The sequence below is a fragment of the Salmonella sp. SAL00670 genome (genome assembly GCF_046552235.1).
In the GTDB taxonomy this organism is placed as follows: Bacteria; Pseudomonadota; Gammaproteobacteria; order Enterobacterales; family Enterobacteriaceae; genus Salmonella; species Salmonella enterica.
In genome coordinates, this window is the sequence record NZ_JBGDUO010000006.1 from 1 (window position 1) to 25938 (window position 25938).

20 protein-coding genes are annotated in these 25938 nt (G+C 52.9%); 3 read left to right on the forward strand and 17 right to left on the reverse strand.

Annotated elements, in window-relative coordinates; genetic code table 11:
- The 8 genes from ccmA to napF all read right to left on the reverse strand — a co-directional run.
- On the reverse strand, window positions 1-302 hold a 302-nt coding region (gene ccmA / locus ACLJRS_RS18120; protein WP_143552038.1), incomplete at its 3' end, for a heme ABC exporter ATP-binding protein CcmA.
- A gap of 20 nt (window positions 303-322) precedes the next feature.
- Complete coding sequence (gene napC, locus ACLJRS_RS18125; protein ID WP_410957875.1) at window positions 323-925, reverse strand: cytochrome c-type protein NapC; 603 nt, start codon at window positions 923-925, stop codon at window positions 323-325.
- Between the two features lie 9 nt (window positions 926-934).
- Window positions 935-1384, reverse strand: coding sequence for a nitrate reductase cytochrome c-type subunit (gene napB, locus ACLJRS_RS18130; RefSeq protein ID WP_000835182.1), 450 nt, complete (start codon window positions 1382-1384; stop codon window positions 935-937).
- Window positions 1385-1499: 115 nt separating this feature from the next.
- Window positions 1500-2369: a quinol dehydrogenase ferredoxin subunit NapH gene (gene napH, locus ACLJRS_RS18135; RefSeq protein ID WP_000013529.1), complete on the reverse strand. Its 870-nt coding sequence runs from the start codon at window positions 2367-2369 to the stop codon at window positions 1500-1502.
- Window positions 2356-3051 carry a ferredoxin-type protein NapG gene (napG, locus tag ACLJRS_RS18140; protein ID WP_000091682.1) on the reverse strand — a complete coding sequence of 232 codons (696 nt, stop codon included), beginning with the start codon at window positions 3049-3051 and terminating at the stop codon, window positions 2356-2358. The genes napH and napG overlap by 14 nt, the downstream gene beginning before the upstream one ends.
- Before the next feature lie 6 nt (window positions 3052-3057).
- The gene (napA, locus tag ACLJRS_RS18145) at window positions 3058-5544 is read right to left on the reverse strand and encodes a nitrate reductase catalytic subunit NapA (RefSeq protein WP_000778097.1); all 2487 of its coding nucleotides are present in this window, start codon (window positions 5542-5544) and stop codon (window positions 3058-3060) included.
- Window positions 5541-5804 (reverse strand): chaperone NapD, encoded by a 264-nt coding sequence (gene napD / locus ACLJRS_RS18150; RefSeq protein WP_001260058.1) that lies wholly within the window; start codon window positions 5802-5804, stop codon window positions 5541-5543. Before napD ends, napA begins: the two co-directional genes overlap by 4 nt.
- Window positions 5794-6285, reverse strand: a complete 492-nt coding sequence (gene napF / locus ACLJRS_RS18155; RefSeq protein WP_000228064.1) for a ferredoxin-type protein NapF — start codon at window positions 6283-6285, stop codon at window positions 5794-5796. The genes napD and napF overlap by 11 nt, the downstream gene beginning before the upstream one ends.
- Window positions 6286-6698: 413 nt before the next feature.
- Here napF and eco point away from each other — a divergent pair, with 413 nt between their 5' ends.
- Complete coding sequence (gene eco, locus ACLJRS_RS18160; protein WP_001550295.1) at window positions 6699-7193, forward strand: serine protease inhibitor ecotin; 495 nt, start codon at window positions 6699-6701, stop codon at window positions 7191-7193.
- Window positions 7194-7392: 199 nt separating this feature from the next.
- On the opposite strand, the gene ACLJRS_RS18165 is transcribed toward eco, so the two are convergent.
- From ACLJRS_RS18165 to ACLJRS_RS18185, 5 genes are all read right to left on the reverse strand, one after another.
- Window positions 7393-9036 carry a multidrug ABC transporter permease/ATP-binding protein gene (locus ACLJRS_RS18165; protein WP_000421572.1) on the reverse strand — a complete coding sequence of 548 codons (1644 nt, stop codon included), beginning with the start codon at window positions 9034-9036 and terminating at the stop codon, window positions 7393-7395.
- 75 nt (window positions 9037-9111) lie between these two features.
- A complete protein-coding gene (gene alkB / locus ACLJRS_RS18170) occupies window positions 9112-9762 on the reverse strand; it encodes a DNA oxidative demethylase AlkB (RefSeq protein ID WP_410957876.1) in 651 nt (216 codons plus the stop codon).
- A gap of 2 nt (window positions 9763-9764) precedes the next feature.
- Window positions 9765-10826, reverse strand: a complete 1062-nt coding sequence (gene ada, locus ACLJRS_RS18175; RefSeq protein WP_000975968.1) for a bifunctional DNA-binding transcriptional regulator/O6-methylguanine-DNA methyltransferase Ada — start codon at window positions 10824-10826, stop codon at window positions 9765-9767.
- Between the two features lie 80 nt (window positions 10827-10906).
- Window positions 10907-11959, reverse strand: a complete 1053-nt coding sequence (gene apbE, locus ACLJRS_RS18180) for an FAD:protein FMN transferase ApbE (RefSeq protein WP_000784304.1) — start codon at window positions 11957-11959, stop codon at window positions 10907-10909.
- Window positions 11960-12073: 114 nt separating this feature from the next.
- Entirely contained in the window at window positions 12074-13210 is a 1137-nt protein-coding gene (locus ACLJRS_RS18185) for a porin OmpC (protein WP_000865526.1), read from the reverse strand.
- Between the two features lie 728 nt (window positions 13211-13938).
- Here ACLJRS_RS18185 and rcsD point away from each other — a divergent pair.
- Complete coding sequence (rcsD, locus tag ACLJRS_RS18190) at window positions 13939-16608, forward strand: phosphotransferase RcsD (protein WP_000083201.1); 2670 nt, start codon at window positions 13939-13941, stop codon at window positions 16606-16608.
- Window positions 16609-16624: 16 nt separating this feature from the next.
- A complete protein-coding gene (gene rcsB, locus ACLJRS_RS18195; RefSeq protein ID WP_001061919.1) occupies window positions 16625-17275 on the forward strand; it encodes a response regulator transcription factor RcsB in 651 nt (216 codons plus the stop codon).
- 102 nt (window positions 17276-17377) lie between these two features.
- On the opposite strand, the gene rcsC is transcribed toward rcsB, so the two are convergent.
- The 4 genes from rcsC to ACLJRS_RS18215 form a co-directional block, all read right to left on the reverse strand.
- Window positions 17378-20224, reverse strand: coding sequence for a two-component system sensor histidine kinase RcsC (rcsC, locus tag ACLJRS_RS18200; RefSeq protein WP_000876086.1), 2847 nt, complete (start codon window positions 20222-20224; stop codon window positions 17378-17380).
- A gap of 117 nt (window positions 20225-20341) precedes the next feature.
- Complete coding sequence (gene gyrA, locus ACLJRS_RS18205) at window positions 20342-22978, reverse strand: DNA topoisomerase (ATP-hydrolyzing) subunit A (protein WP_001281271.1); 2637 nt, start codon at window positions 22976-22978, stop codon at window positions 20342-20344.
- A gap of 409 nt (window positions 22979-23387) precedes the next feature.
- Complete coding sequence (locus tag ACLJRS_RS18210; protein ID WP_000705590.1) at window positions 23388-24590, reverse strand: mandelate racemase/muconate lactonizing enzyme family protein; 1203 nt, start codon at window positions 24588-24590, stop codon at window positions 23388-23390.
- A gap of 14 nt (window positions 24591-24604) precedes the next feature.
- Window positions 24605-25930, reverse strand: a complete 1326-nt coding sequence (locus tag ACLJRS_RS18215; protein WP_000098073.1) for an MFS transporter — start codon at window positions 25928-25930, stop codon at window positions 24605-24607.
- Window positions 25931-25938: the final 8 nt, after the last annotated feature.

Consider the following 25938-nt stretch of genomic DNA (forward strand, 5'->3'; position numbering starts at 1 on the left):
CCGGGGTGGAAGAAGTGCAGGTTCTCCCGCGCCGTCAGGCGGGTTTTGATCCCCGGCTGGTGCCCTATCCACAGCAGGCTGCGATGGAAGCTGTCGCGCACGCGGCGCAGGGGCTCGCCCTGCCAGTACACCTCGCCGCCGTCCGGGCGCGCCAGCCCGGTCAGCAGGCGCAGCAGGGTGGTTTTTCCGGCGCCGTTGCCGCCGGTGACCTGCACCCACTCCCCGGCCTCCACGGTGAACGACAGCCCGCGAAACAGCGTCCTCTCGTCCCGCTCGCAGTACAGATCTCTGGCTTCAAGCATTCCCACTCATCAACGTCCTGTCAGAAACCTGGTTTAACATCACGCATATCCGGCAGTTTATGCGCGATCCCTTTGTGGCAATCGATACAGGTCTGTCCATCTTTTACCGCCTGATCGTGCATTTTCGCCGCGACGCCTTTTTGCGCGGTCAGATCCATAAAGTCGAAATTGTGGCAGTTACGGCATTCCTGCGAGTTGTTGTCTTTCATGCGCCGCCACTCATTTTGTGCCATTGTCAGGCGATGAGCTTCAAATTTCTGCGGTGTATCTATCAGCCCAAATACCTTCGCATACAGCTCTTTACTGGCTTTGATCTTACGGATCATCTTCGGCCCCCACTCATGCGGCACATGGCAGTCAGGACAGGTGGCACGAACGCCGCTACGGTTGTTGTAATGGACGGTTTCCATATACTCCTCATACACCGTGTTGCGCATTTCATGGCAGCTAATACAAAACTCTTCGGTGTTAGCCTTTTCCATCCCGGTATTGAAGCCGCCCCAGAAGATGATGCCGCCGATAAAACCGATTAACAGCAGCGTCCCCAACGCCAGGCGGCTGGGGCTGCGCCACCATCGCCAGACGCGCTTTATCCAGCAGGGTTTACGGTTAGAATTTTCCATAATGACCTCTTATTTCCCGTAACCTTGCGAGGGGGTAAAGGTATTGTCGATAATCGGCGCGGTATCAGACTGCGGTACGTGGCACTGCAGGCAGAAATAACGACGCGGCGCGACGTTGCCCGACACTTTACCGTCACTGTCCATAAAGTGCGTCGGGCTGATACGCGGCGCGCCCGTCGTACGATAACTTTCCACGCCGTGGCATTGCAGACAGCGGTTGGTATTGGTCGTCACCTGGTAGCCCTCGACGCTGTGCGGGATCATCGGCGGCTGGTTGACGTAATTTAGCGGCATACGCTCCTGCTCTTTCGGCATACGAATCGCCCCTTCCTGCGTCCCGGATACTTCCGGCGACTGGCTCAGATCCACTCCGTTTGCCGCCCAAACCGCACCACTTACCACCAGGGCAAGCGTGGCCATCCATTGACACAGCGCTTTCATCAGGTCATGGCTTTTCATTGTTTCGCTCCCGAACTCCATCGCATTTACACTTCATCCTTCGAGCTGCCTCTTTGTTGGCTGCGCTCGAAAATCCCAGTCACATCGTTATCTATGCTCCCGGGGATTTCCTCGCTTACCGCCGCGATGCATCCCGAATGATGTTGCGTATCGTTATTGTAAAAACATCCTCAGAACAGACATCCACGCAGCGACCGCAGGTCATGCAGTCGCGGTGAGTGACCTGCGCCGGGCTTTGCTCATCCAGCACCGGCGCACGTAGCACATGCGGTTCCGGGCAAACATGAAAACAATCCATACAGCGATTACATTTCTCACGTTTTTTGGCCGTCACGGTCACTACGCCTTTACTGCCCAACACGCCATACAGCGCGCCCATCGGGCAAATATGCCCGCACCAACCGTGCTCAACGACTAATAAATCAAATAAAAACAAAGCAATAATCAGCAACGCGCCGCTACTAAATCCCATAATCAGACTACGACCTAACAGCGACACGGGATTAATCCATTCCCACAGCAGCGTGCCGGTCAACGCCGAACCGATTAACACCACCACCAGAAGGACGTACCGTATATGGCGTGGAATCGTCGCAGACTGGTTCAGGTCAAATTTCCTGCGCATCCAGTTAGCCAAATCGGTAACGGGGTTTAGCGGGCAAACCCAACTGCAAAATAGTCGCTTTCCCGCCAGCGCATACAGCACAGCGATAATCACTGCTCCCGTCAGCGCCACGGTAGCGGGAAGATGTCCACTGGCGAGACTTTCCAGGGTAATCAGCGGATCGGTCAACGGGAGGGTATCGAACAGCAAACTACTGCTGTAGTTGCCATGCAAAACCCAAAAGCCCAGCCACGGGCCGCTGAGAAACATCCCCAGCACCATAAACTGGCTGATACGGCGTAACACCAGCCAGCGGTGGCTACGCCACCAGCCTTTTTTCGCCCGCGCTTCTCGCCCGGCATCGCGTTTACGATTTGCCATCTTTCCCCTCCAGCCAGCCGAAGCGGTAATGGTGTCCTAACTCCCCTTTCGCCAATGACAACGGCAACACTTTTATCGCTGGTTGCTCCAGTACGCAGACTTTTTCGCATTTGCCGCAGCCGGTACAGGCGTCGCTGTGTACGGTGGGCAGAAAGCGCGCATGTTTGCCGGTGCGCATGTTGCGATCCAGCTCCAGCGTGATGGCCTCATCGATTTTCGGGCATTCGCGGTAACAAACGTCGCAGCGCAGCCCCTGAAAGTTGAGGCAGTTTTCCTGATCCAGCAGCACCGCCAGCCCCATGCGCGAGTCATCAATGGAGGCGATATCTTTATTCAGCGCCCCGCTGGGGCAGACTTTGGCGCACGGAATGTCTTCACACATTTCGCAGGGGATGTCGCGAGCGACGAAATAGGGCGTACCTGCCGATAGCCCGGAGGCCAGCGTCGCCAGTTTTAGCGTGTCGTATGGACACGCCTGAACGCACTGCCCGCAGCGCACACAGGCGCTGGCGAAGACATTTTCATTCAGCGCGCCAGGCGGACGCAGCCGCACGCCCGTTGCGCGCGCGGTTTGCTGTTGCAAGCCCAGCGCCACGCCAACCGCCGCCAGCCCGCCCACAGTGCGCACAACATCACGCAGAAAGCGGCGGCGGCCATTTTGGGGTTTCGCTGTACGGGACATAACGCGTTACACCTTCGCCAGCTTAACGGCGCACTTCTTGAAGTCCGTCTCTTTAGAGAGCGGGTCCGTCGCATCCAGCGTCAGGTTGTTCACTAGCTGAGCGGCATCGAAGAACGGCATATACACCAGTCCCTGCGGCGGACGGTTACGTCCACGTGTTTCGACAATCGAAATCACTTCGCCGCGGCGGGACGACACTTTAACCTTATCCCCACGACGCAGATCGCGCGCTTTCGCATCCAGCGGGTGAATAAAGACCACCGCTTCCGGGAAGGCGCGATGCAATTCAGGCACGCGGCGCGTCATACTGCCGGTATGCCAGTGTTCCAGCACGCGACCGGTGGAAAGCCACAGATCGTACTCGTTGTCCGGCGACTCCGCCGCGGGTTCAAATGGCAGCGCGAAGATCACCGCTTTGCCATCCGGTTTACCGTAGAATTTGTACCCTTCCCCCGCTTTTACATACGGGTCGTTGCCTTCGCTGTAACGCCATTGCGTCTCTTTGCCTTCGACGACTGGCCAGCGCAGACCGCGCGCGTTGTGGTAATCGTCGAACGGCGCCAGATCGTGACCGTGACCACGTCCAAACCAGGCGTATTCTTCAAATAGCCCTTTTTGCAGATAGAAGCCCAGCTCACGAGACTCATCGTTTAACTGATCTTCTTTCAGCTCGCTCAGCGGGAATTTGCTGACCGCAGGCGTGGCGAACAGAACGTCATACAGCGTTTTGCCGCGCAGCTCCGGCTTCTGGGCCAACAACGCCTCCGGCCAGACCTCCTCGGTTTTAAAACGACGGGAGAACTGCACCAGTTGCCAGAGGTCGGATTTGGCTTCGCCCGGCGCTTTAATTTGCTGACGCCAGAACTGCGTGCGGCGTTCGGCGTTGCCGTAAGCGCCTTCTTTCTCAACCCACATGGCGGTCGGCAGGATCAGATCCGCAGACAGCGCGCTTACCGTCGGGTAAGGATCGGAGACAATGATAAAGTTACGCGGATCGCGCCAGCCCGGCATCCGATCTTCATTGATGTTCGGCCCGGCCTGCATATTGTTATTACACATTACCCAGTAGACGTTCAGCTTGCCGTCTTTCAACGCGCGATCCTGCGCCACCGCGTGTAAACCCACTTTTGCCGGAATAGTGCCAGCGGGGATCTGCCAGTGTTTTTCGCAGATATCACGGTGTTTTTCGTTCGTCACGACCATGTCTGCGGGCAGACGGTGTGAGAAGGTTCCCACTTCACGCGCCGTACCGCAGGCGGAAGGCTGGCCGGTCAGCGAGAAAGGACCGCAGCCAGGCTGGGAGATTTTTCCGGTCAGCAGATGGAGGTTGTAAACCAGGTTATTCGCCCACACGCCGCGGGTATGCTGGTTAAAACCCATCGTCCAGTAAGAGATCACGCGCTTATTCGGATCGGCGTAGAGCTGTGCCAACTGTTCCAGTTGATCTTTCGGCACGCCGGTCATTTCAGCAGTCTTGTCCAACGTATATTCCGCCACGAAGGCTTTATACTCGTCGAAGCTCATCGGCTCGGAAGCGTCGGAGCCCGGATTCTTCGCCGCTTTTTCCAGCGGGTGCGTCGGGCGTAAGCCGTAGCCGATATCCGTCGCCCCTTTACGCAGATTCACATGCTTTGTGAAGAAATCCTGATTTACCGCGTTGTTCTGAATAATGTAATTCGCGATATAGTTAAGGATCACCAGATCGCTTTGCGGGGTAAAGACAATACCGTTGTCCGCCAGCTCAAAGCTACGGTGCTGGAAGGTGGAGAGGACAGCGACTTTCACATTCGGGTCGGACAAACGGCGGTTAGTGATGCGCGACCATAAAATCGGGTGCATCTCCGCCATGTTGGAACCCCACAGCACAAACGCATCGGCCTGCTCAATATCGTCGTAGCAGCCCATCGGTTCATCCATGCCAAAGGTACGCATAAAGCCCACCACCGCCGAGGCCATGCAGTGACGCGCGTTCGGGTCAATGTTGTTAGAGCGGAAACCAGCCTTGAACAGTTTCGCGGCGGCATAGCCTTCCCAGATGGTCCATTGACCCGACCCAAACATGCCGATCGCTTCTGGCCCTTTCTCTTTCAGGGAGGTTTTAAACTTCTCCTCCATCACATCGAAGGCCTGTTCCCAGCTCACCGGAGTAAACTCGCCGTCTTTGTGATAGCTGCCGTCTTTCATGCGAAGCATCGGCTGCGTCAGACGATCTTTACCGTACATGATTTTGGGCAGGAAGTAGCCTTTAATGCAGTTCAGACCACGGTTGACCGGCGCGTCGGGGTCGCCCTGGCAGGCGACCACACGGCCCTGCTGCGTTCCCACCAACACACCGCACCCCGTTCCGCAAAAACGGCACGGCGCTTTATCCCATTTGATGGCTTCCTGCTGCCCGACAACGGCGCGGGCGACGCCCGGCACGCTCAGACCGGCAGCCGCCGCAGCGGCCGCAACGGCGTTAGCTTTCATAAAGCTACGACGACTGAGTTTCATGGTGTTTCCTCACCTTGCTCATCCTGCTGGTGATAAACCAGCGACACCGCCAGTACGCCCTCGACATTGCGTACTGACTCAATTGTTTGCATCAGCGTTTCACTCTGATCTGCTTCCGCCACCACGATCAGCTGCCCGCTTTCAACGTCGCTTAACGCGACTTCGCAACCCGGCAACGTGTTCAACTGTGTGCCAATGGCGGCGATATTCTGACTTTTGGCCTGCACGACCAGGCTACAGACCTGCCAGTTAGTGCGCATGGTGGTTCTCCGCTTTGATGGCTGACACGGGACAGATAGCCACACACGCCCCGCATCCGTTACAAGCCTGCGAGTCAAGCTGCGGCTGGTAAATACCGGATAACGTGGGGCGAAAGGTAATGGCCATAGGTTCACAACTGTCCTGGCAACGATGGCATTCAACCGATTGCCTGGCGAGGCAGTTTTCCGTGAGTGTAAAAATTAAATCCCAGGCCCTGGTGTGGCGCGGAAGAAAGAGAGATTCGGGACAGGCCTGCGCACAGGCATAACAAAAGCTGCACTCGCCCCGTTTGAAATCTACGCTCGGATATCCCCCCGCCCCTCGCTGCAGGATGTCGGCCTCACACGCCTGGATACAGGCGTCGCAACGCAGACAATGTGCGAGAAAATAGGTCGTTTCTCTGGCCCACGGCGGAAGAATCCCATTGCTGGCGTTGCGCCAACTGCCGGTCAACATGCTTCGACGGGATAAATCAACCATGATATCGCCCTTCCATAACGACACGCTTCCATAGGGAGTGAATGCCAATAAAAACCGTACAATTTATGAGTAGTTATTTTTGTAAATAAGATATTTCAGGATGTGTAAGAGATGCATACCCCGATAGAGGTAAATGCTGTTGCCGGATCAAAAGAGTGCCGGGTAAAGACCCGTAAACGTGCTTTTTCTCACATTTCAATGAGTTGTATAGATATTTATATAGCGAAAACCACTAATAGCTGATAATTTCATTTACATTATCAATATCAGAATATTCCACTATATAAAAAGATGCTATTTTATTAATAATCTTGAAAATATGAGTAAATACAGATTAATAGATAAAGTGAATATGTTAATCTGTCTCCCATGCATACCGAAAACAGCAGAAAGGAAATACTGTGAACAATCAAATGAAGATGTTTGTCCCTGCCGTCGTCTTCGCCGCCCTCGCCAGCGCCTCTGCCTGGGCTAACAATAGCGATACCGCCCAGCCGCTGGAGAAAATCGCCCCCTATCCGCAGGCGGAAAAAGGAATGAAGCGGCAAGTGATAACCCTTACCCCTCAGCAGGATGAATCTACCCTCAAAGTGGAACTGTTGATTGGTCAAACGCTGAATGTGGATTGTAACCAGCATCGCCTCGGCGGCACGCTGGAAACAAAAACGCTGGAAGGCTGGGGCTATGACTATTATGTCTTTGATAACGTCACCTCTCCGGTATCAACCATGATGGCCTGCCCTGAAGGTAAGAAAGAGCAAAAATTCGTCACCGCCTGGCTGGGTGAAGACGGGATGCTGCGCTACAACAGCAAGCTGCCGATCGTGGTGTATACCCCAGCGAATGTGGACGTGAAATACCGCATCTGGAAAGCGGACGCTAACGTACAGAACGCCGTCGCGCGATAATGTTACGCTGCCCGGTCACACTTACCGGGCATCTGAACACGCCGACTCACGCAGCGCTCCGGGGTTCTTTTTAAAACACGTCTGGAGCCCCGCTCGTCCACCGCAAAAAATACCCCGATGCCTGGTGGCGACGCGTGGCATCTTATCAGGCCTACCCGCGTGCGGACGTAGGGCTGCCATCAGGCGGTTCATCCGGCCATTACGCAGTACGCGCAACCGCATCACGCGAGGCGGCGTCACGTTCGTCGCCGGTGAGTTCGGTTAGCTGTCCGTTACGCATTTCAAGCAGACGATCGGCGTGAATAAAATAGTGATCATCATGGCTGATGGCGAAAATGGTTTTGCCCATTTCCTGCATTAACGGCAACAGTACCTGATAAAACTCCCGGCGGAAATGCGGGTCCTGATCGGCGGCCCACTCATCCAGCAAAATAATATCGCGCTCTTCCGCCAGCGCCAGCAGCAGCGCAATGCGCTTTTTTTGCCCTTTCGACAGTTTAAGATTCAAAATGCGCCCGTCGTTTAGCTCCAGCTTGTGCGTCATTTTCAGGTGCTCAAGCCACTTTTCGACCAGAGCGGGATTGGCGGGTTTCCCCTGCGGCCCCAGCAGGCGGTCGAATAACCACACATCGGTGAACACCGCAGAAAACAGTTTGCGATAATCTTCCGGCTGCCCGGCGGCAATAGGTTGACCATCAAGTAAAATCGTTCCCGATTGCGGCTGGTATAATCCGGTCAATAACATGGCCAGCGTCGATTTCCCGCTACCGTTGCCGCCAATTAAAAACAGCAGTTCGCCGCGGTGAATCGTCAGGTTGATGGGCCCCACGGAAAACGCGTTATCCTGATAGTGGAAAACCACGTTGCGCAGCTCCAGCGTCTTCCAGTCGGGAAAGGCTTTCGGCTGCGGAAAATCAGGCTTATACGGGGCGAGCGCGAATTTATTCAGTTTATTAAACGCCACCTGGGCGGTCAGTAGCGTTGGCAACGCCCCCACCGCAGACAGCAGCGGCGTGCGCAGGAACAGCAACGTCAGTGAATAAGTCGCCGCGACGTTGGTATCCGCCCAGCCGAGACTATTCGCCATCCAGAAGACCAGGCCTATCGCCCCCAGCATCATGATATTCGACCAGTTGACGGCGCTCAGGTGAAAAGTATCGGCACGGATAATGTGATGACGGTACTCTTTGGCGTCCGGGATATAGCATTGCTGAAAAATCTGCTCCGCACGCTCGCGGTTTAGCGTCAGCTCTTTGCGTCCTTCCAACACCGTCTGATAGTCGTTGTACAGCTTATCTTCGGTCTCGCGCAGGGTCGCCATATGCTGGTAAACCCGCGCCACCAGCACAAATCCGCCCCAGATAGTGGCCGCCATCCAGATAGCCGTAACCAGCAGCATTTTTGTCGATAGCATCGCCAGATACGCCGCCGAGCCGACGGTGAGGATAATGCCCTGCACCAGCTCAGGCAGACGCACAAAGGCGATAGTAATATTGCGAATATCGCTGGTCAGACCGGCCAGTAAAGAGGCGCTGCCCAGTTGCTCAATGCGTTCAACGTGCGTATCCAGAATGCGTTTGATAAATTCGCTGCGCAGGCGGTAAACGAAATGGTGTCCCAGAGTGGTGAGCGCCAGTTGGGAACCTAATGTGACGACCATTAGCAACAGGAGCAGGCCGAGAAATTCCGGCAGCACCATGACGTTGGTGTCCACCGTTTCAATCAGGCGCTGATTGATAAACGCGATCAGGCCAATCCCCAGCGCCGCGCTGGCGAGGCTCAGCGCCATCACGCTAATAAATGGCCAGCGGTACTGCCGCCAGACAAGAATAAGAAGTTCCATGCTTACAACCCGGACCGATAATAACAGCCCGCAGTTTAACTAACTCCACCTGCACAGCAATAATAATTCTTATTTTTATTCTTTTTCAGCTGCCTGACGGAAGGTGAGATTGTAACGAAATTCACCGGTCATGGGATGAAAGCCCGCTTTAAGCGGCTGGATACCATGATAAAACAGCCGGGACTCGCCGCCCCAGACCACGATATCGCCATGCTCCAGTAAGATCCGCTGGATCGGGTCGCTGCGACGCAGACCGCCAAACTGAAAAACCGCCGGCACCCCCAACGAAACTGAGATAATAGGCGCGCGCAGATCCGGCTCGTCTTTATCCTGATGCAGCGACAGTTTTGCGCCGGGCGCGTAGCGATTGATCAGGCAGGCGTCCGGTTGGAAGCTCGCATACCCTGCCGCGATTGCCGCCTGACGACATACGCTGGCAAACGATAACGGCAGCGCAGGCCAGGGTTTATCGGTCAACGGATCGCGCACGGCATAACAATAACCGTGACGATCGGTGGTCCACCCTAACGCGCCGCAGTTGGTCATCGCCACCGACATGGTGTAGCCGCCCGGCGTCATCATCTGACGAAACGGTGACTGACTGGCGACAAACCCGATATCGTCTAATAGCGACTGCGCCGCGCGAAACGCAAAGCGGCGCAACACCACCGCGCCAGGCGCCAGGGGCTCTTGCCAGGGCGCTTCATCAGCAAACAGATCCAGCATTGCTACTCCTCTTTTTGTGCTTCTCGCTTTAATAGCTGCGCTTTTCGACGCACGCCCCAACGATAACCGGAGAGCGCGCCATCGCGACGCACGACCCGATGACACGGGATCACCATCGCCAGTTTATTCGCGCCGCACGCGCTGGCGACCGCGCGTACTGCCGTGGGTTTGCCGATAGTCGCGGCAAGCTGTTGATAGCTTACGGTTTCGCCGCAGGGAATCGCGCATAACGCCTGCCAGACCTGCTGTTGAAACGCGGTTCCCTGGATATCCAGCGGCAACGAGAGCAGCACATCGCGTGTGTTGATAGCCGCGACAACCTGCCGCACCCGTTGCTGAAAAAGCGCGTCAGCAGGTTCGTGGCGGGCCGCCGGGAACAGGGTGTGTAATTCAGCCAGTAGCGCGTCGTCGCTATCACCGGGGAGAATCGCGCAAATCCCCCGCTCGCTCTCCGCCACCAGGCACCGTCCGTAAACCCAGTCCGTCAGCGCATAGCGAACGGAGACATTATCGCCGCCTTTGCGAAACTGTTTTGCCGTCATGCCCAGCGTCTGGTCGGCATGACGGTAGTAGCTACTGCTATCCGGGAAGCCGGCGCGATAAATAGCCGCCGTGATCGGCTCTCCTTTCGCCAACGCCTCACGCAGCCGCCGGGCGCGCCACGCCTGCTGCCACCCTTTCGGCGTCATACCGGTGCTCGCTTTAAACAAACGGTGCAGATGAAACGGGCTCATCGCCACCGCCTGCGCCAGAGACGCCAGCGTTACCGGCGTCTCCTGCTCAAGTAAACGGCAGGCGCAGGCAATCTTATCCAACCGCCGTTGCTGCGCGCGCGCATTATCCGGCTGACAGCGCTTGCAGGGGCGAAAACCGGCGTCCAGCGCCTGCTGCGCGTTGGCAAAAAAGCGAACATTTTTACGTAACGCCCGCTTCGAGCGACAAGAAGGGCGGCAAAAAACGCCGGTGGTTCGCACCGCAAAAACGAAACGCCCATCCGCGCTGGCATCGCGCGCCTGCACCCGCAGCCAGCATTCATCATCGGTAAGTAACGCTTTTTTCATCATAGACTCCTTCATTAAGCATAGTGCTTGCTTACATGCAGTGTGTCCGTAAATCCGCCCACAAAAACCCGTAATCTTGCGTTTTAATTCTTATCGCTCACCAGGAACGTTTTGAACTGCGGCGACATCCAGGTTTTAAAGCCTTCACCTTCTTTCATGATCATAAAGACCGCCAGCCCTTCCCGCCGCACGACCTCTTGCGCCTTTTGCGTACCAAGCACCATCAGGCCGGTGTCCCAGCCGTCCGCTTCCAGCGCCGTTGGCGCGATGACCGTAACCGATACCAGGTTGTGTTCAATGGGGCGCCCCGTTTGCGGATCGATAACGTGCGATACGCGCTTGCCATCCAGCTCATAATAGTTACGGTAGCTGCCGGAGGTGCTGATGCCATGCCCGTTGATATCCACAATCGCCTGCACCGCGTTTTCCCGGTCGGTCGGCTTCTGAATCGCGACGCGCCACGGCAGCCCTTGCGCATTCATCCCGCGACTGCTTAATGCGCCGCCCACCGAGACCAGATAACGCGCAATGCCCTCCTGCTCCATCAGACGCGCCAGGTGATCCGCCGCATAGCCCTCCCCGACCGTGGAGAGATCAACATAAAGATCCGGCAGATCTTTTTGCAAAAACTGATGTCCAGCCCTGTCGATAACCTGCAAATGTTGCAGGCCTGTTTTCGCTTTTGCCGCATCGATTTGTGCTGGTGTTGGGATATGCAGCGGCTGCCGATCCGGCCCAAACCCCCACAGATTGACCAGCGGGCCCACGGTGATATCCATCGCGCCGTCCGTCTTCGCGCCAATACGCAGCGCCGAGGTCACGATATCCGCCATGGCTTCGCTGACCGGCCAGGGCGCAAGACTGCGTGAATGGTTAAAACGCATCAACGCGGAGTCATTTTTATAGGTAGAAAGCAACCAATCATCAGCATCAAGCTGAGTCTGGATTTTAGTCTGTAACTCTGCGGCGCGTTTCGCATCGATACCAACCACGCTCACCCGCCAGAGGGTCCCCATCGTTTTACCTTCCAGCACCTGAGCGGCAGGTGACGCTGTTGTCGTTTCGGGAGCCTCATCGCAGCCCATAAGTAAAAAAGCCGCCGCCAGACACACGGCCCGGCAAAAAGTCATTTTCATCGCTGTTTATCCTCATTCGAATGGACGCAAGCGTATATCAAAACGTCGTATTTGTACGCCGGAATAAGGCATGAAAAAAGGGCCCGCAGGCCCTTTAGCAACATCTTTTGCTGATTAGAACTGGTAAACCAGACCCAGCGCTACGATGTCGTCGGTGTTGATGCCCGCATCGCGGGTAAAGTCGTTTTTATCCAGCAGGTTGATTTTGTAATCAACATAGGTGGACATGTTTTTGTTGAAGTAGTAAGTCGCGCCGACATCAACGTATTTTACGATGTCCTGGTCGCCATAGCTGGCGCCGTAGCCGTTGCTGATGTCCTTACCTTTAGACTGCAGGTAAGCCACAGACGGACGCAGACCAAAGTCGAACTGGTACTGAGCAACCACTTCAAAGTTCTGCGCTTTGTTGGCAAAACCGTAAGAGGTGGACGGGTTGCTACCGTTAGAGGTACCAAAACGGGTTGCATTATAGGTCTGAGAATACTGCGCTGCCAGATAGATGTTGTTCGCATCGTATTTCAGGCCACCGGTGTAAACCGTGGCGCGATCGCCGTTACCATACAGGCGAGCGTTAGCGGTGTTGTTCTGATCGGCAGTACGTTTAGACGTGGTGATAGCGCCACCGACAGAGAAGCCTTCGCCGATTGCATAAGTCAGCGATCCGCCGTAACCGTCACCGTTCTGGTTCAGCAGGCTGCGACCGTTGGTGTTTTCACCGCTCACGCTGCCGTTTTTGCCCTGATACTGCAACGCGAAGTCCAGACCATCCACCAGGCCGAAGAAGTCGGTGTTACGGTAGGTGGCATAGCCGTTACCACGCTGCTGCATAAAGTTGTCAGCGCCGTAGGTGTCGCCGCCGAACTCCGGCAGAACGTCGGTCCAGGAGGTCACATCATAGGTTACGCCGTAGTTACGACCATAATCGAAGGAACCTGCGTCAGCGAATTTCAGACCCGCAAACGCCACACGCGTCCAGGAGTCGTTGCTGCCTTCAGTCTGGTTGCCCTGAATCTGATATTCCCACTGGCCATAACCGGTCAGCTGATCGTTAACCTGCGTTTCGCCTTTGAAGCCGATACGCATGTAGGTCTGGTCGCCGTCGCTGCCTTTGTCGTCAGAGAAGTAGTGCAGGCCATCAACTTTACCAAACAGGTCTAATTTGTTGCCGTCTTTATTATAAATTTCAGCCGCATTCGCTGCGCCCGCCACCAGCAGAGCTGGTACCAGGAGGGACAGTACTTTAACTTTCATGTTATTAACCCTCTGTTATATGCCTTTATTGCTTTTTTATGCCACTGCTTACTGGTTAACCCTCATTAACCAGTCGGCAAGTCCATTCTCCGCAAAAATACAGAATAATCCAACACGAATATGATACTAAAACTTTTAAGATGTTACAGTTATCTACATAGATGTTTCAAAATATGAATTTTACGGAACTTTTTTAAAGCAAAAATCAAGTAAAAATAAGCACAAATAGACAAAATATATTCACGAGACTTTTAAAATCAATGGGTTAAATTGATGAAATTCATAGCACTGAATGATAAAACAGAATCTTCATTCGCAACTAAAATAGTGACCGCTATCATCATTAACTTTATTTATTACCGTCATTCACTTCTGAATGTCTGTTTACCCCTATTTCAACCGGATGCTTCGCATTCGGTTTTTTTTACCCTTTTTCAGGCACACCTGGCTGATTTATGCTACCTGCCTAAAACTATCACGGTTATTCACTACACTCCCCTGCTCGACCGTTCGTAAGACATTAGCAAATAATTTCTTGATATTTAGTGCTAAACATTTATAAGTAGTCTTTATATTTGTACCGTTCTGCGAAGGTTGTACGCTTTTCCCGTCCCGCCGACGGAGCGCGTGTTAAGTTGCCCGGCATGACGTAAGAGTCTGGAAATTCATTCATTACCCTTTATACTGCCCTTCACCTTCAGCGTTGCTTTTACAGGTCGTAAACATAAATGAGTCAGTCTGACACAACGGTCTCTACCCGATTCTCCCTTCTACCGGGAAGCATTACCCGTTTCTTCTTATTGCTGATCATTGTGCTGCTGGTAACGATGGGCGTTATGGTACAGAGCGCCGTCAACGCCTGGTTGAAAGACAAAAGCTATCAAATTGTCGATATCACCCACGCTATTCATAAACGCGTGGATACCTGGCGGTATGTTACCTGGCAAATTTATGACAACATCGCCGCGACCACTACGCCATCGACAGGTGAAGGACTTCAGGAAACGCGTCTGAAGCAGGATGTGTATTATCTTGAAAAGCCGCGACGTAAAACTGAAGCGCTGATTTTCGGTTCCCATGACAGCGCCACGCTGGAAATGACGCAGCGTATGTCAACCTATCTGGATACGCTGTGGGGCGCGGAAAACGTGCCATGGTCAATGTATTACCTCAACGGACAGGATAACAGCCTGATTCTTATCTCTACCCTACCGTTGAAAGATCTCTCTTCCGGCTTTAAAGAGTCCACTATTGGCAATATCGTCGATTCCCGCCGGGCAGAGATGTTGCAGCAGGCGAATGCGCTGGATGAGCGCGAAAGTTTCTCCTCATTGCGAAAACTGGCCTGGCAAAACGGTCACTATTTTACGCTGCGCACGACCTTCAATCAGCCAGGACATCTGGCGACCGTGGTGGCGTTTGATCTGCCCATTAATGATTTAATCCCGCCGGGAATGCCGCTGGACAGTTTTCGGATAGAGCCTGACGCAACCCAGGCGACGGGGCGAAGCAGTGAAAAGGAAGCGCCTGATAGCGTCACGATTAGCTTTAACGGTTCAAAAATTGAGATCTCCTCAGCGCTTAACTCTACCGGAATGCGCCTGATCTGGCAGGTACCGTTCGGTACGCTTTTGCTTGATACGCTGCAAAATATTTTGCTGCCTTTACTGCTGAACATCGGGCTGCTGGCGTTGGCGTTATTTGGCTACGCCACGTTCCGTCATCAGCCGGGACGGTCGACGGAATCGACATCCGGCAACGCGGCGAATAATGAGCTTCGCGTCTTACGCGCCATTAATGAAGAGATCGTTTCTCTGCTGCCGCTGGGTCTGCTGGTCTACGATCAGGAAGGCAACCGCACCGTGATCAGCAATAAAATCGCCGATCACCTGTTGCCGCATCTTAACCTGCAAAATATTACCAGCATGGCGGAACAGCATCAGGGCGTGATTCAGGCGACAATTAATAACGAACTGTATGAGATCCGTCTGTTTCGCAGCCAGATCGCTCCCCGCACGCAGATCTTTATTATTCGCGATCAGGACCGGGAAGTGCTGGTGAATAAGAAGCTTAAACAGGCGCAGCGTTTGTATGAGAAGAATCAGCAGGGCCGCGCCGCCTTTATGCAAAATATCAGCAACACGCTTAAAGAGCCCGTACGCCAACTGGCGGTTAACGCCGCGGCAGTCACCACGCCGGAAAGCCTGAAACTGGCGGATCAGGCGGATGTATTGGTACGTATGATCGATGAAATCCAACTGGCGAATATGCTGGAAAATGACGCATGGAAAAGCGAAGCAACGCTGTTCTCCCTGCAGGATCTTATTGACGAAGTCGTGCCGGAAGTGCTGCCCGCCATTAAGCGTAAAGGGCTGCAACTGCTGATTAATAACCATCTTAGCGGCAACGATGAACGCTGGGGCGATCGCGACGCCCTGCGTCGGATTTTGCTGCTGTTGATTCAGTATGCCGTCACAACGACCGCTATGGGTAAAATTACGCTTGAAGTCGAGCAGGATGAATCTATCGCGGAGCGTCTGACTTTCCGTATTCTGGATACGGGCGAAGGCGTAACGTTAAACGAGATTGATAATCTGCATTTCCCGTATATGAATGAAACGCAGGGCGATCGTTACGGCAAAGCGAATCCGCTCACCTTCTGGCTGTGCAATCAACTGGCGCGCAAACTGGGCGGTCATCTCAACATTAAAGCGCGAGAAACGCTGGGCACGCGCTATACCGTTCATGTCAAAATGCTTCCTCACGATCAGCATACTCAGGTCGAAGAGCGCCTGCTGGACGACGTGAGCGTGATGGTTGATGTGACGTCCAACGAGGTTCGCGCGATTGTGCTGCGTCAGTTAGAAAACTGGGGCGCCACCTGCATCACGCCGGATGAAAGGCAGATAAGTCAAGAATATGATCTCTTTTTAACGGATAATCCGTCTAATCTTACTGCCTCGGGCTTGCTTTTAAGCGATGATGAGTCAGGCGTGCGGAAAATTGGCCCGGGTCAGTTGCGCGTCAACTTTAATATGAGCAATGCTATGCAGGAAGCTGTACTACAACTTATCGAAGAGCAGCTGGCGCAGGAAGAGATTCCCGCCTCCCCGCTCGGCGGAGATGAAAATGCCGAGCTTCATGCCAGCGGCTATTATGCGCTATTTGTAGACACAGTACCGGATGATGTTAAGAGGTTGTATACTGAGGCGGCAACCAGCGATTTCGCTGCGCTGGCCCAAACGGCCCACCGCCTGAAAGGGGTGTTTGCCATGCTTAATCTGGTACCCGGCAAGCAGTTATGTGAAACGCTGGAACATCTGATTCGTGAGAAAGATGCTCCAGGTATAGAAAAATATATCAGCGACATTGACGCCTACGTCAAAAGCTTGCTGTAGCAAGGTAGCCCAATACATGAACAATATGAACGTAATTATTGCCGATGACCACCCGATTGTACTGTTCGGTATTCGCAAATCACTTGAACAAATCGAGTGGGTGAATGTTGTCGGCGAATTTGAAGATTCCACAGCATTGATCAACAACCTGCCGAAATTAGATGCGCATGTGTTGATCACTGACCTCTCCATGCCGGGAGATAAATACGGCGATGGGATCACCTTGATCAAGTACATCAAGCGTCATTTTCCGAGCCTGTCTATTATCGTTCTGACCATGAACAACAACCCGGCGATCCTGAGCGCCGTGTTGGATCTTGATATTGAAGGGATCGTACTCAAACAGGGTGCGCCAACCGATCTGCCTAAGGCGCTGGCCGCGCTGCAAAAAGGCAAAAAATTCACCCCAGAAAGCGTTTCTCGTCTGCTGGAGAAAATCAGCGCAGGCGGTTACGGCGATAAGCGTCTGTCGCCAAAAGAGAGCGAAGTATTACGCCTGTTCGCCGAGGGTTTCCTGGTCACCGAAATCGCCAAGAAGCTCAACCGCAGCATTAAGACCATCAGCAGCCAGAAGAAATCGGCGATGATGAAACTGGGCGTAGAGAATGATATCGCGCTGCTCAACTATCTCTCTTCCGTCACCCTGAGTCCGACAGACAAAGAATAAATCGCTTTTATGTTACCCAGCCTGATGGCGCTACGCTTATCAGGCCTACCAGTCGACTCATCTTTTACAGGCCGGACAGGCGACGCCGCCATCCGGCATTTTTTATGCCCGCGTTTTACGTACCCGCTCGGCATACACCGCCAGCGTCTGTTTCAACACATCCAGCGTCACAGGCTTCGACAAACAGCTGTCCATACCGGACTCCAGGCAACGTTGTTTCTCTTCCGCCAGCGCGTTCGCCGTCACGCCGACGACAGGCAGCGTCAGCCCAAGCTGACGGATACGCTGCGTCAGGCGATAGCCGTCCATGTTCGGCATGTTCACATCGCTCAGAACAATATCGATAGCATTTTTACTCAGCACATTCAGAGCGTCTACGCCATCATTGGCTGTCTTACACTGATACCCCAGCGATCCCAATTGATCGGCCAGCAAGCGGCGATTGATCGGATGATCGTCAACGACCAGAATCATCATGTCGTCATTTGAATCTGCAGTTTTATCCGTCGTCGGCAATGCGCTGGAAAGCGCTTCACTATCCAGCTCAATACTATAGATACGCGCCAACAGCGCGGGCAACTCATGCACCGACGCCACACTATGCACCCACTCGCCCGGCGCTCTTTCCAACGGAATCCCGATATGACGGCGGCAAAAGACGACCGCCGCCCTCCCCTGCCAGGTATGCTCCAGCGCGTCATCGACAATCAAAATATCGTCCGCGGCGGGTTCTTGCCCTTCATAACGCTGCGTATGAACGCCGCTACGCGCCAGACTGGTCTCAATAAACTGGCACAAAGAAGTATTGCGCACCGCCAGCCAACAGCAGGTTCCGGCGAGTCCTTCCACGCTCTTTTTCACAGGGTATTGCGCGCCATAAAGCGGGATGCGCAGCGTAAACTGGCTCCCCATGCCCGGCTCCGAATCGACGGAAATATCGCCGTCCATCATGCTGATCAATTTTTCGCAAATCGCCAGCCCCAGACCGGTCCCCTGAAAGTTACGCTGTACGCCGGTTCCCACCTGGAAGAAGGGATCGAACAGGCGAACCACCTCTTTTGCCGGAATACCGACGCCGGTATCCCGCACGCGAATGCTGAGATAATCCCCATCACAGCGCACATGCAGCACGATGCAGCCAATATCGGTAAACTTAATGGCGTTGCTCAACAGGTTTGAAATAACCTGCTGTAAACGCATCGGGTCACCGTTCAGCGATACCGGCACGTCAGGCTCAATAAAACAATACAGGCCGAGCTGCTTACGCACCACCAGCGGCAGATAATTGGCGGTGATATGGTTCATCACCTCTCGCGGTGAAAATTCGCGCGGCTCAATCTTTAGCTGTTCCGACTCAATTTTCGAGAAGTCGAGAATGTCGCTGATAATTTTCAGCAACAGACTGGAGGAGTTATTCATCGCCGTGACCAGACGTTCCACGCCTTTTGGCAGCTCTTTGGTTTGCAGCAGATCGAGATTGCCAATGATACCGTACAGCGGTGTGCGCAATTCATGGCTGACCGTTGCAAGGAACATGGATTTAGACTGGCTTGCCTGCTCCGCCGCCTGCGCCATCTCTTGCAGCGACTCTTCCATTTTGACGCGCGTACTCACATCTACCAACACGCAAATCGCGACGTTTTCATTACGATAGCGGGAATGGACGAAGCTAATTTGCAAATTGGTATTATTGCTGGTCAATACATCAACAAAGTTGACCTGCTGGCCGCAAATGATTTGCGTCAGGCGCTGTCTGTCTTCATGCGTGAGCATGTTCAGGTAGGTGTGCGCCAGTTCGTTACTCAGAATATTGACACCATCAATAGTGCGCAGAATACAGATCCCCACCGGCGCGGAGGCAACGATTTTACGGTTGAACTGTTCATGCTCTTCTAGACGCTGGGCATCGCTCTCCGCCGGAATGAAAATTCGCCGCTCATACATCCGCGCAAGCGTAAACAGCCCTGCGCCCACCAGCACGTTCAGCAGGATAGCATTCAGGATAAGAATACGAATACGCTCCAGGACTAAATCTACAGGCACAGAATAGACAATACTGAGCGAGGATGGCGGCAGGCTTTTTTTGAGTACCAGTTCGCGAAAACCTGGCGTATAACCAAACCAGGAGCGCTCCTGCATCCAGCGCGGCTCCGCTTTAATATTGCCGTCAGGACCGGTCAACGAAATCAGCGAATGGCCGTTCTCATCAATAATAGTGACGCCCATCGGCAAACTGCCGGGCGTGAAAAAATTTTCCATACGGATGGACTGCTCAACGCCCAGCAGCGCCTGCAGACGATTGGCCAGATACACCGGCGTCAGCGCATAAAAGTAGCCCACGCCCTGACGCGCGCCCTGGCTTATCCAGAAAAGGTTATTCCCACTTTCTTCCTGCGGCGCGTTGCGGTATTTCATAATCCGCTCATGTAACGCTTTTAACGCATCATCGCGCTCCACGGGCATTTCACGCAGGCCGAAATTCGCCATACAGAGGTTATCGCTGCCAATCAGGAAAACGCGGTTAAGATCATACGCCGCTGAAAAGTTGTCGCGCCAGTAACGCATAAACCAGGCCAGCGACTCCAGCGAACCGCGCCAGGCGGAGCCCATCGCCGCACAGTCTGAGTCGGCGAATAGCGGTTCAAAGTCCGGCACCACCATTTTGTCATCACGCGCACGCGACGACATGACGCCGTTTTCCGCCGTTAAACGGTTCTCGGCGATATATTTGAGCTCTTTCATCACGTCCGACGTGCGCTGGATAAAACGCTGCGCCTGATCGGAGCTAAGGTTGAACTCCTGACGAATTTCAGATTCCCGCTGGTGCAGGGCATTGACGATGTAAAACACCGAAACAAAGGCGATTAAGAGCCAAATGAGTAACGCTAACGCTCTGAATAAGTAGCGCGAGACTTTCAGCGTAGTTCGAAAGGAAGCAAGGTATTTCAAAGGGGCGAAGCTCCGCCTCAGGATGTAAATAGAGTGTGACTAAGGTAGCGGTAAATGACGTAGCCCGCAACGGCAAAGAAAAAGGGCCGGATATCCGGCCCTCGCACAGCAATAACATTACTCGTCAGCGTCATCCGCAACGTCGTCATCGCTTTCCGCTTCCGGGGCGATATCCTCATCCCCTTCCGCCACGCTGCCGTCGATAGCGTCGAGTTCTTCGTCATCTACCGGTTCAGCAACGCGTTGCAGACCCACCACGTTTTCGTCTTCCGCCGTGCGGATAAGGATAACGCCCTGGGTATTACGTCCCACTACGCTGATCTCAGACACTCGGGTACGCACCAGAGTACCGGCATCCGTGATCATCATGATCTGGTCGCAATCGTCTACCTGTACCGCACCGACAACGGAACCGTTGCGCTCGGTCACTTTGATAGAGATAACGCCCTGCGTCGCACGAGACTTGGTCGGGTACTCGTCCGCTGCGGTACGCTTCCCGTAGCCGTTTTGCGTTACGGTCAGAATAGCGCCTTCGCCGCGTGGGATGATCAGAGAGACGACTTTATCGTCTCCCGCCAGCTTAATACCGCGCACACCGGTCGCGGTACGCCCCATCGCACGGACGGCGTCTTCTTTGAAGCGCACCACTTTACCCGCGGCCGAGAACAGCATGACTTCGTCAGAACCAGAAGTCAGGTCAACGCCAATCAGCTCGTCGCCGTCGTTGAGGTTCACCGCGATAATACCGGCGGAACGCGGACGGCTGAATTCGGTCAGCGCCGTTTTCTTCACGGTACCGCTGGCGGTCGCCATAAAGACGTTGACGCCTTCTTCGTATTCACGAACCGGCAGAATCGCGGTGATACGTTCGTTGGCTTCCAGCGGCAGCAGGTTAACGATCGGACGACCGCGCGCGCCACGGCTGGCTTCCGGCAACTGATAGACCTTCATCCAGTACAGACGGCCCCGGCTGGAGAAGCAGAGGATGGTGTCATGGGTGTTGGCCACCAGCAGACGGTCGATAAAGTCTTCTTCTTTAATACGCGCGGCAGATTTGCCTTTACCGCCACGACGCTGTGCTTCGTAATCGGTTAACGGCTGATATTTCACATAGCCCTGATGAGACAAGGTTACGACAACATCTTCCTGGCTAATCAGATCTTCGATATTAATATCGGCGCTGTTGGCGGTGATTTCGGTACGACGCTCATCGCCGAACTGATCGCGAATTAACTCCATCTCTTCGCGGATCACTTCCATCAGGCGATCGGCGCTGCCCAGAATGTGCAGCAGTTCAGCAATCTGCTCCAGCAACTCTTTGTATTCGTCGAGCAGTTTTTCATGCTCCAGGCCGGTCAGTTTCTGCAAACGCAGATCCAGAATCGCCTGCGCCTGCTGTTCAGTCAGGTAGTACTGACCGTCACGCACGCCAAATTCTGGCTCCAGCCATTCCGGACGCGCGGCGTCGTCACCGGCGCGCTCCAGCATCGCAGCAACGTTGCCCAGATCCCACGGACGCGAAATCAGCGCCGCTTTCGCTTCCGCCGGCGTTGGCGCACGGCGAATCAGTTCGATAATCGGATCGATGTTGGCCAGCGCAATCGCCAGAGCTTCAAGGATATGCGCGCGGTCACGGGCTTTACGCAGTTCAAAAATAGTCCGACGCGTCACCACTTCACGGCGGTGGCGCACGAACGCTGAAATAATATCTTTCAGGTTCATGATCTTCGGCTGGCCATGATGCAGCGCCACCATGTTAATACCGAAGGAAACCTGTAGCTGGGTCTGGGAGTAGAGATTATTAAGCACCACCTCACCCACCGCATCGCGTTTCACTTCAATCACGATGCGCATCCCGTCTTTATCGGATTCGTCACGCAGCGCGCTGATGCCTTCCACGCGTTTATCTTTCACCAGCTCGGCGATTTTCTCGATCAGGCGCGCTTTGTTCACCTGATAGGGAATTTCATGGACGATGATGGTTTCACGGCCCGTTTTCGCGTCAGCTTCAACTTCCGCGCGGGCGCGAATGTACACTTTGCCACGACCGGTACGGTAGGCTTCTTCGATACCACGACGACCGTTGATGATCGCGGCGGTCGGGAAGTCCGGCCCCGGAATATGTTCCATCAGCCCTTCAATGCTGATGTCTTCGTTGTCGATATACGCCAGGCAGCCGTTAATCACTTCCGTCAGGTTGTGCGGCGGGATATTCGTCGCCATACCTACTGCGATACCGGAAGAACCGTTCACCAGCAGATTCGGAATTTTGGTCGGCATGACGTCCGGAATTTTTTCCGTACCGTCATAGTTATCCACGAAATCCACCGTCTCTTTTTCGAGATCGGCCATCAGTTCGTGGGCGATTTTCGCCAGACGGATCTCCGTATAACGCATTGCCGCCGCGGAGTCGCCGTCAATAGAACCGAAGTTACCCTGACCATCCACCAGCATGTAACGCAGCGAGAATGGCTGCGCCATACGAACGATGGTGTCATACACTGCGGAATCGCCGTGGGGATGGTATTTACCGATTACGTCACCAACGACACGGGCAGATTTTTTATAGGCTTTGTTCCAGTCATTGCCCAATACGTTCATGGCGTAAAGTACGCGACGGTGTACCGGCTTCAGGCCATCTCGGACATCCGGCAGCGCACGGCCAACAATGACCGACATCGCATAATCCAGATAGGAGCTCTTCAGCTCCTCCTCAATGTTGACCGGTGTAATTTCTCTCGCAAGGTCGCTCATCTAACCGCTATCCCTCTACTGTATCCCGGATTCAAAGGTCGCAAATTATAACACATTCGCCCACGTACTGGTAAACGGAATGCAGCCAGACAATGCTTTATTCGGGTGCCGCATGCTCTCTTCATTTATAAGCGTGGTCTCGGCGTTTATTGGCGATCGGCTTCAGAGGCGACACAGGGGAGATCGGGGCCTGGCCAGGAAGAGGTTAGAAAATCAATACCTCCCGTGTATACCCGTCATACTTCAAGTTTCATGTGCGTTAGCGGCGAGTTACTCGGCCCATCCCTGGGCCTCGCCCCGTCGCGGTTAGCGCAAGCGCTGTTCAAGACGGTTAACCATTTTATCCTGCAACTCGAATTATTTAGGGGATATGCCGGGAGGCATAAACCATAATCAGTATCACCAGATGCTATTTAATCACATAGGCCAGATATTCTTTCACTACCTCATCGTTTAATTCCTGACCCAATCCGGGCTGTTCCGGCGCGACATAATAGCCATTTTCCGGCTGATAATCGTGGGTACAAAGTTCCCGAATAGATGCTTTCATCGCATTGGTATGATGCTCATGAATAATAAAGTTGGGAATTGCTGTTTCCATATGCAGCGCGGCTACCGTGGAAACAGGACCGCCGCAAACATGCACCTGTACAGTGGTGTCATAAATATTAGCATAGTCACAGATTTTCTTTCCTTCGGTAATTCCGCCGCAGAGACACAAATCAGGTTGCGCTACGGCAATAGACTGCTTCTCCAGTAATTCCCTGTATCCCCATCTTGTGTAGGAACGCTCGCCAGTGGCGATTGGAATCGTTGTTGAACGGGAAACTTTCTGCATATTATCAGAATTTAATGGATGAATCGGTTCTTCATAAAGAAAGATACGATACTTTTCTATCGCCTTCGCAAATTGAATAGCTGAGTTTGTACCGAGAAGAGAATGGATTTCCACGATAATATCAGCATCATCTCCCATTGCTTCACGCATAGCGGCAATTCGCGCTTCCCCCATTTTTAATTGATCGGCCAGTAACAATCCTGAATAGTTACGATTTTTATTCTGAAAAACACAGTCATCGCCATTACGATCGATTTCGAGTGGATCCACTTTAATCGCATCATATCCATCGTCAAGAGCCGCACGCGCCGCCTCAGCATATTCCTCAGGTGTCACTAATATCTGGCGTTTATCCCCCCAACCAAATTGTAACTGACTAGCATAGGTTCTTAATTTTTCATTAGTTTTCCCGCCAAGGAGCTGATAAACAGGTACACCTAAATATTTACCTTTGATATCCCAAAGAGCAATATCAATAGCGCTCATTCCGGCATAAAAAACGTTTCCGCCCCCCATCCCCCAAAAAGTCTTTCTGAAAAAGAACTCCCAAATTTTTTCGATATTTAATGGATCTTCACCCACAACCAATGGCGCCAGATCTCTGATGATCCCTACGCCAGCTTTAGCGCCTGCGCCATAGGCCAGTCCTACTTCGCCAATACCACTTAATCCTGAGTCGGTATTCACCCGGATAAGTACTGGATTATAGGATGACATCGTTTGATCTCTTTTTTTTAATTCACAGTCAAAAACTTCAATAGATGTAATTTTCATAATTTCTCCATTTATCAGGTTCGTGATACAACATTTGTTTGTTGGCTTTTTTCTTTTTTCACATCAATTTTCATTAACGCCAAAACGGCTACCGCAGCGAAGCAAAGTATTGCCTCTACAATAAATATTCCTGTCGCACCATAATGAGTAGAAAAAAATCCCAGTGACTTATTAATCAGGAATCCGCCAAGACTTGAACATGAGTTAATAAACGCAATGCTGATAGCCAACCCTGACGGCGACAATAATGCAGAAGGCAGCGCCCAGTAAGGTCCGTAATAGCTGAGGATCCCAACACCATAGAACGTTAGCCCCAGCATTCTCAGCGACATTGAGGGGACAAGAGCAATCATCAGAAAACCACAGCCTGCCAGAAACATGGGTAATGCAGCATGCCATTTTCGTTCATTCTTTTTATCGGAATGCCAGCCCCACCAGGGCATGCTGAACATAGCGAAAATAAACGGAATACTCATGATTAAACCAACGTCAGTATCCGTAAAATCAGCTGAAAATCCCTTCACCAACCCCGGCAACCAGTAGTTTGCCGCCAGAGCAGCCGCCTGAATCAACATGTAGGCGAAAGAAAGCTGAAGCAAAACTGGATTTTTGATTACGGAAAGAAAGGATGAGTTGGTATTTTTATTTAATGCAGCTGCGGTTTCATTGTCAGTACGTAATTTATTAACTAAGGCCGATATCTGCTGTGGCGTAAGCCATTTAGCCTTTTCTGGACTGTCAGGCAGTAAATAAAATGTCAGGATGCCAAGGAATACGGTAGGGATACCTTCAATAGCAAAAAGCCAGCGCCAGCCTTCATAATCCGGGGTATTCAAATGCTCGATGATCCAACCAGACATCGGCGCAGCCAATACCGATGCAACAGCAATAGATAACATGAAGAAACTATTGACTTTTCCGCGTTCACGAGCCGGGAACCAGCATGCAAGATAATAAACCATGCCCGGGAAAAAGCCAGCTTCAAATACCCCCAAAAAAATGCGAGCCAGCAAAATATGTTGAGTATCTTTAGCAAAAAAAATCAGCCCTGTTACCGCTCCCCAGCCGATAATAATGGAACTAATCCATTTTCTTGCACCAAGCTTTTGCAAGCCAATGCTACTCGGAATTTGAAAGATTAAATATGATATGAAGAATATAGAAGAAATATTAGCGAAATCCTCAGGCGTAATACCGAGAGATTCATTCATGCGTAATGCAGCAAACCCAATATTGACACGATCCATATAGTTAAAAAAGTAAAGAATAAAGGCCAAAGGAATGATTTTCCTTTTTACAATACGAATTGCATCGTATAAATTTTCTTGTGGACTACTCATTTTGCATC

Coding starts and splice junctions, on each gene's coding strand:
- napA (WP_000778097.1), bottom strand. CDS start 5,544: ATGAAACTCAGTCGTCGTAGCTTTATGAAAGCTAACGCCGTTGCGGCC.
- napB (WP_000835182.1), bottom strand. CDS start 1,384: ATGAAAAGCCATGACCTGATGAAAGCGCTGTGTCAATGGATGGCCACG.
- napH (WP_000013529.1), bottom strand. CDS start 2,369: ATGGCAAATCGTAAACGCGATGCCGGGCGAGAAGCGCGGGCGAAAAAA.
- eco (WP_001550295.1), top strand. CDS start 6,699: ATGAAGATGTTTGTCCCTGCCGTCGTCTTCGCCGCCCTCGCCAGCGCC.
- napD (WP_001260058.1), bottom strand. CDS start 5,804: ATGCGCACTAACTGGCAGGTCTGTAGCCTGGTCGTGCAGGCCAAAAGT.
- alkB (WP_410957876.1), bottom strand. CDS start 9,762: ATGCTGGATCTGTTTGCTGATGAAGCGCCCTGGCAAGAGCCCCTGGCG.
- apbE (WP_000784304.1), bottom strand. CDS start 11,959: ATGAAAATGACTTTTTGCCGGGCCGTGTGTCTGGCGGCGGCTTTTTTA.
- ACLJRS_RS18215 (WP_000098073.1), bottom strand. CDS start 25,930: ATGAGTAGTCCACAAGAAAATTTATACGATGCAATTCGTATTGTAAAA.
- ACLJRS_RS18185 (WP_000865526.1), bottom strand. CDS start 13,210: ATGAAAGTTAAAGTACTGTCCCTCCTGGTACCAGCTCTGCTGGTGGCG.
- gyrA (WP_001281271.1), bottom strand. CDS start 22,978: ATGAGCGACCTTGCGAGAGAAATTACACCGGTCAACATTGAGGAGGAG.
- rcsD (WP_000083201.1), top strand. CDS start 13,939: ATGAGTCAGTCTGACACAACGGTCTCTACCCGATTCTCCCTTCTACCG.
- napF (WP_000228064.1), bottom strand. CDS start 6,285: ATGGTTGATTTATCCCGTCGAAGCATGTTGACCGGCAGTTGGCGCAAC.
- ada (WP_000975968.1), bottom strand. CDS start 10,826: ATGATGAAAAAAGCGTTACTTACCGATGATGAATGCTGGCTGCGGGTG.
- ACLJRS_RS18210 (WP_000705590.1), bottom strand. CDS start 24,590: ATGAAAATTACATCTATTGAAGTTTTTGACTGTGAATTAAAAAAAAGA.
- napG (WP_000091682.1), bottom strand. CDS start 3,051: ATGTCCCGTACAGCGAAACCCCAAAATGGCCGCCGCCGCTTTCTGCGT.
- ACLJRS_RS18165 (WP_000421572.1), bottom strand. CDS start 9,036: ATGGAACTTCTTATTCTTGTCTGGCGGCAGTACCGCTGGCCATTTATT.
- rcsB (WP_001061919.1), top strand. CDS start 16,625: ATGAACAATATGAACGTAATTATTGCCGATGACCACCCGATTGTACTG.
- napC (WP_410957875.1), bottom strand. CDS start 925: ATGGAAAATTCTAACCGTAAACCCTGCTGGATAAAGCGCGTCTGGCGA.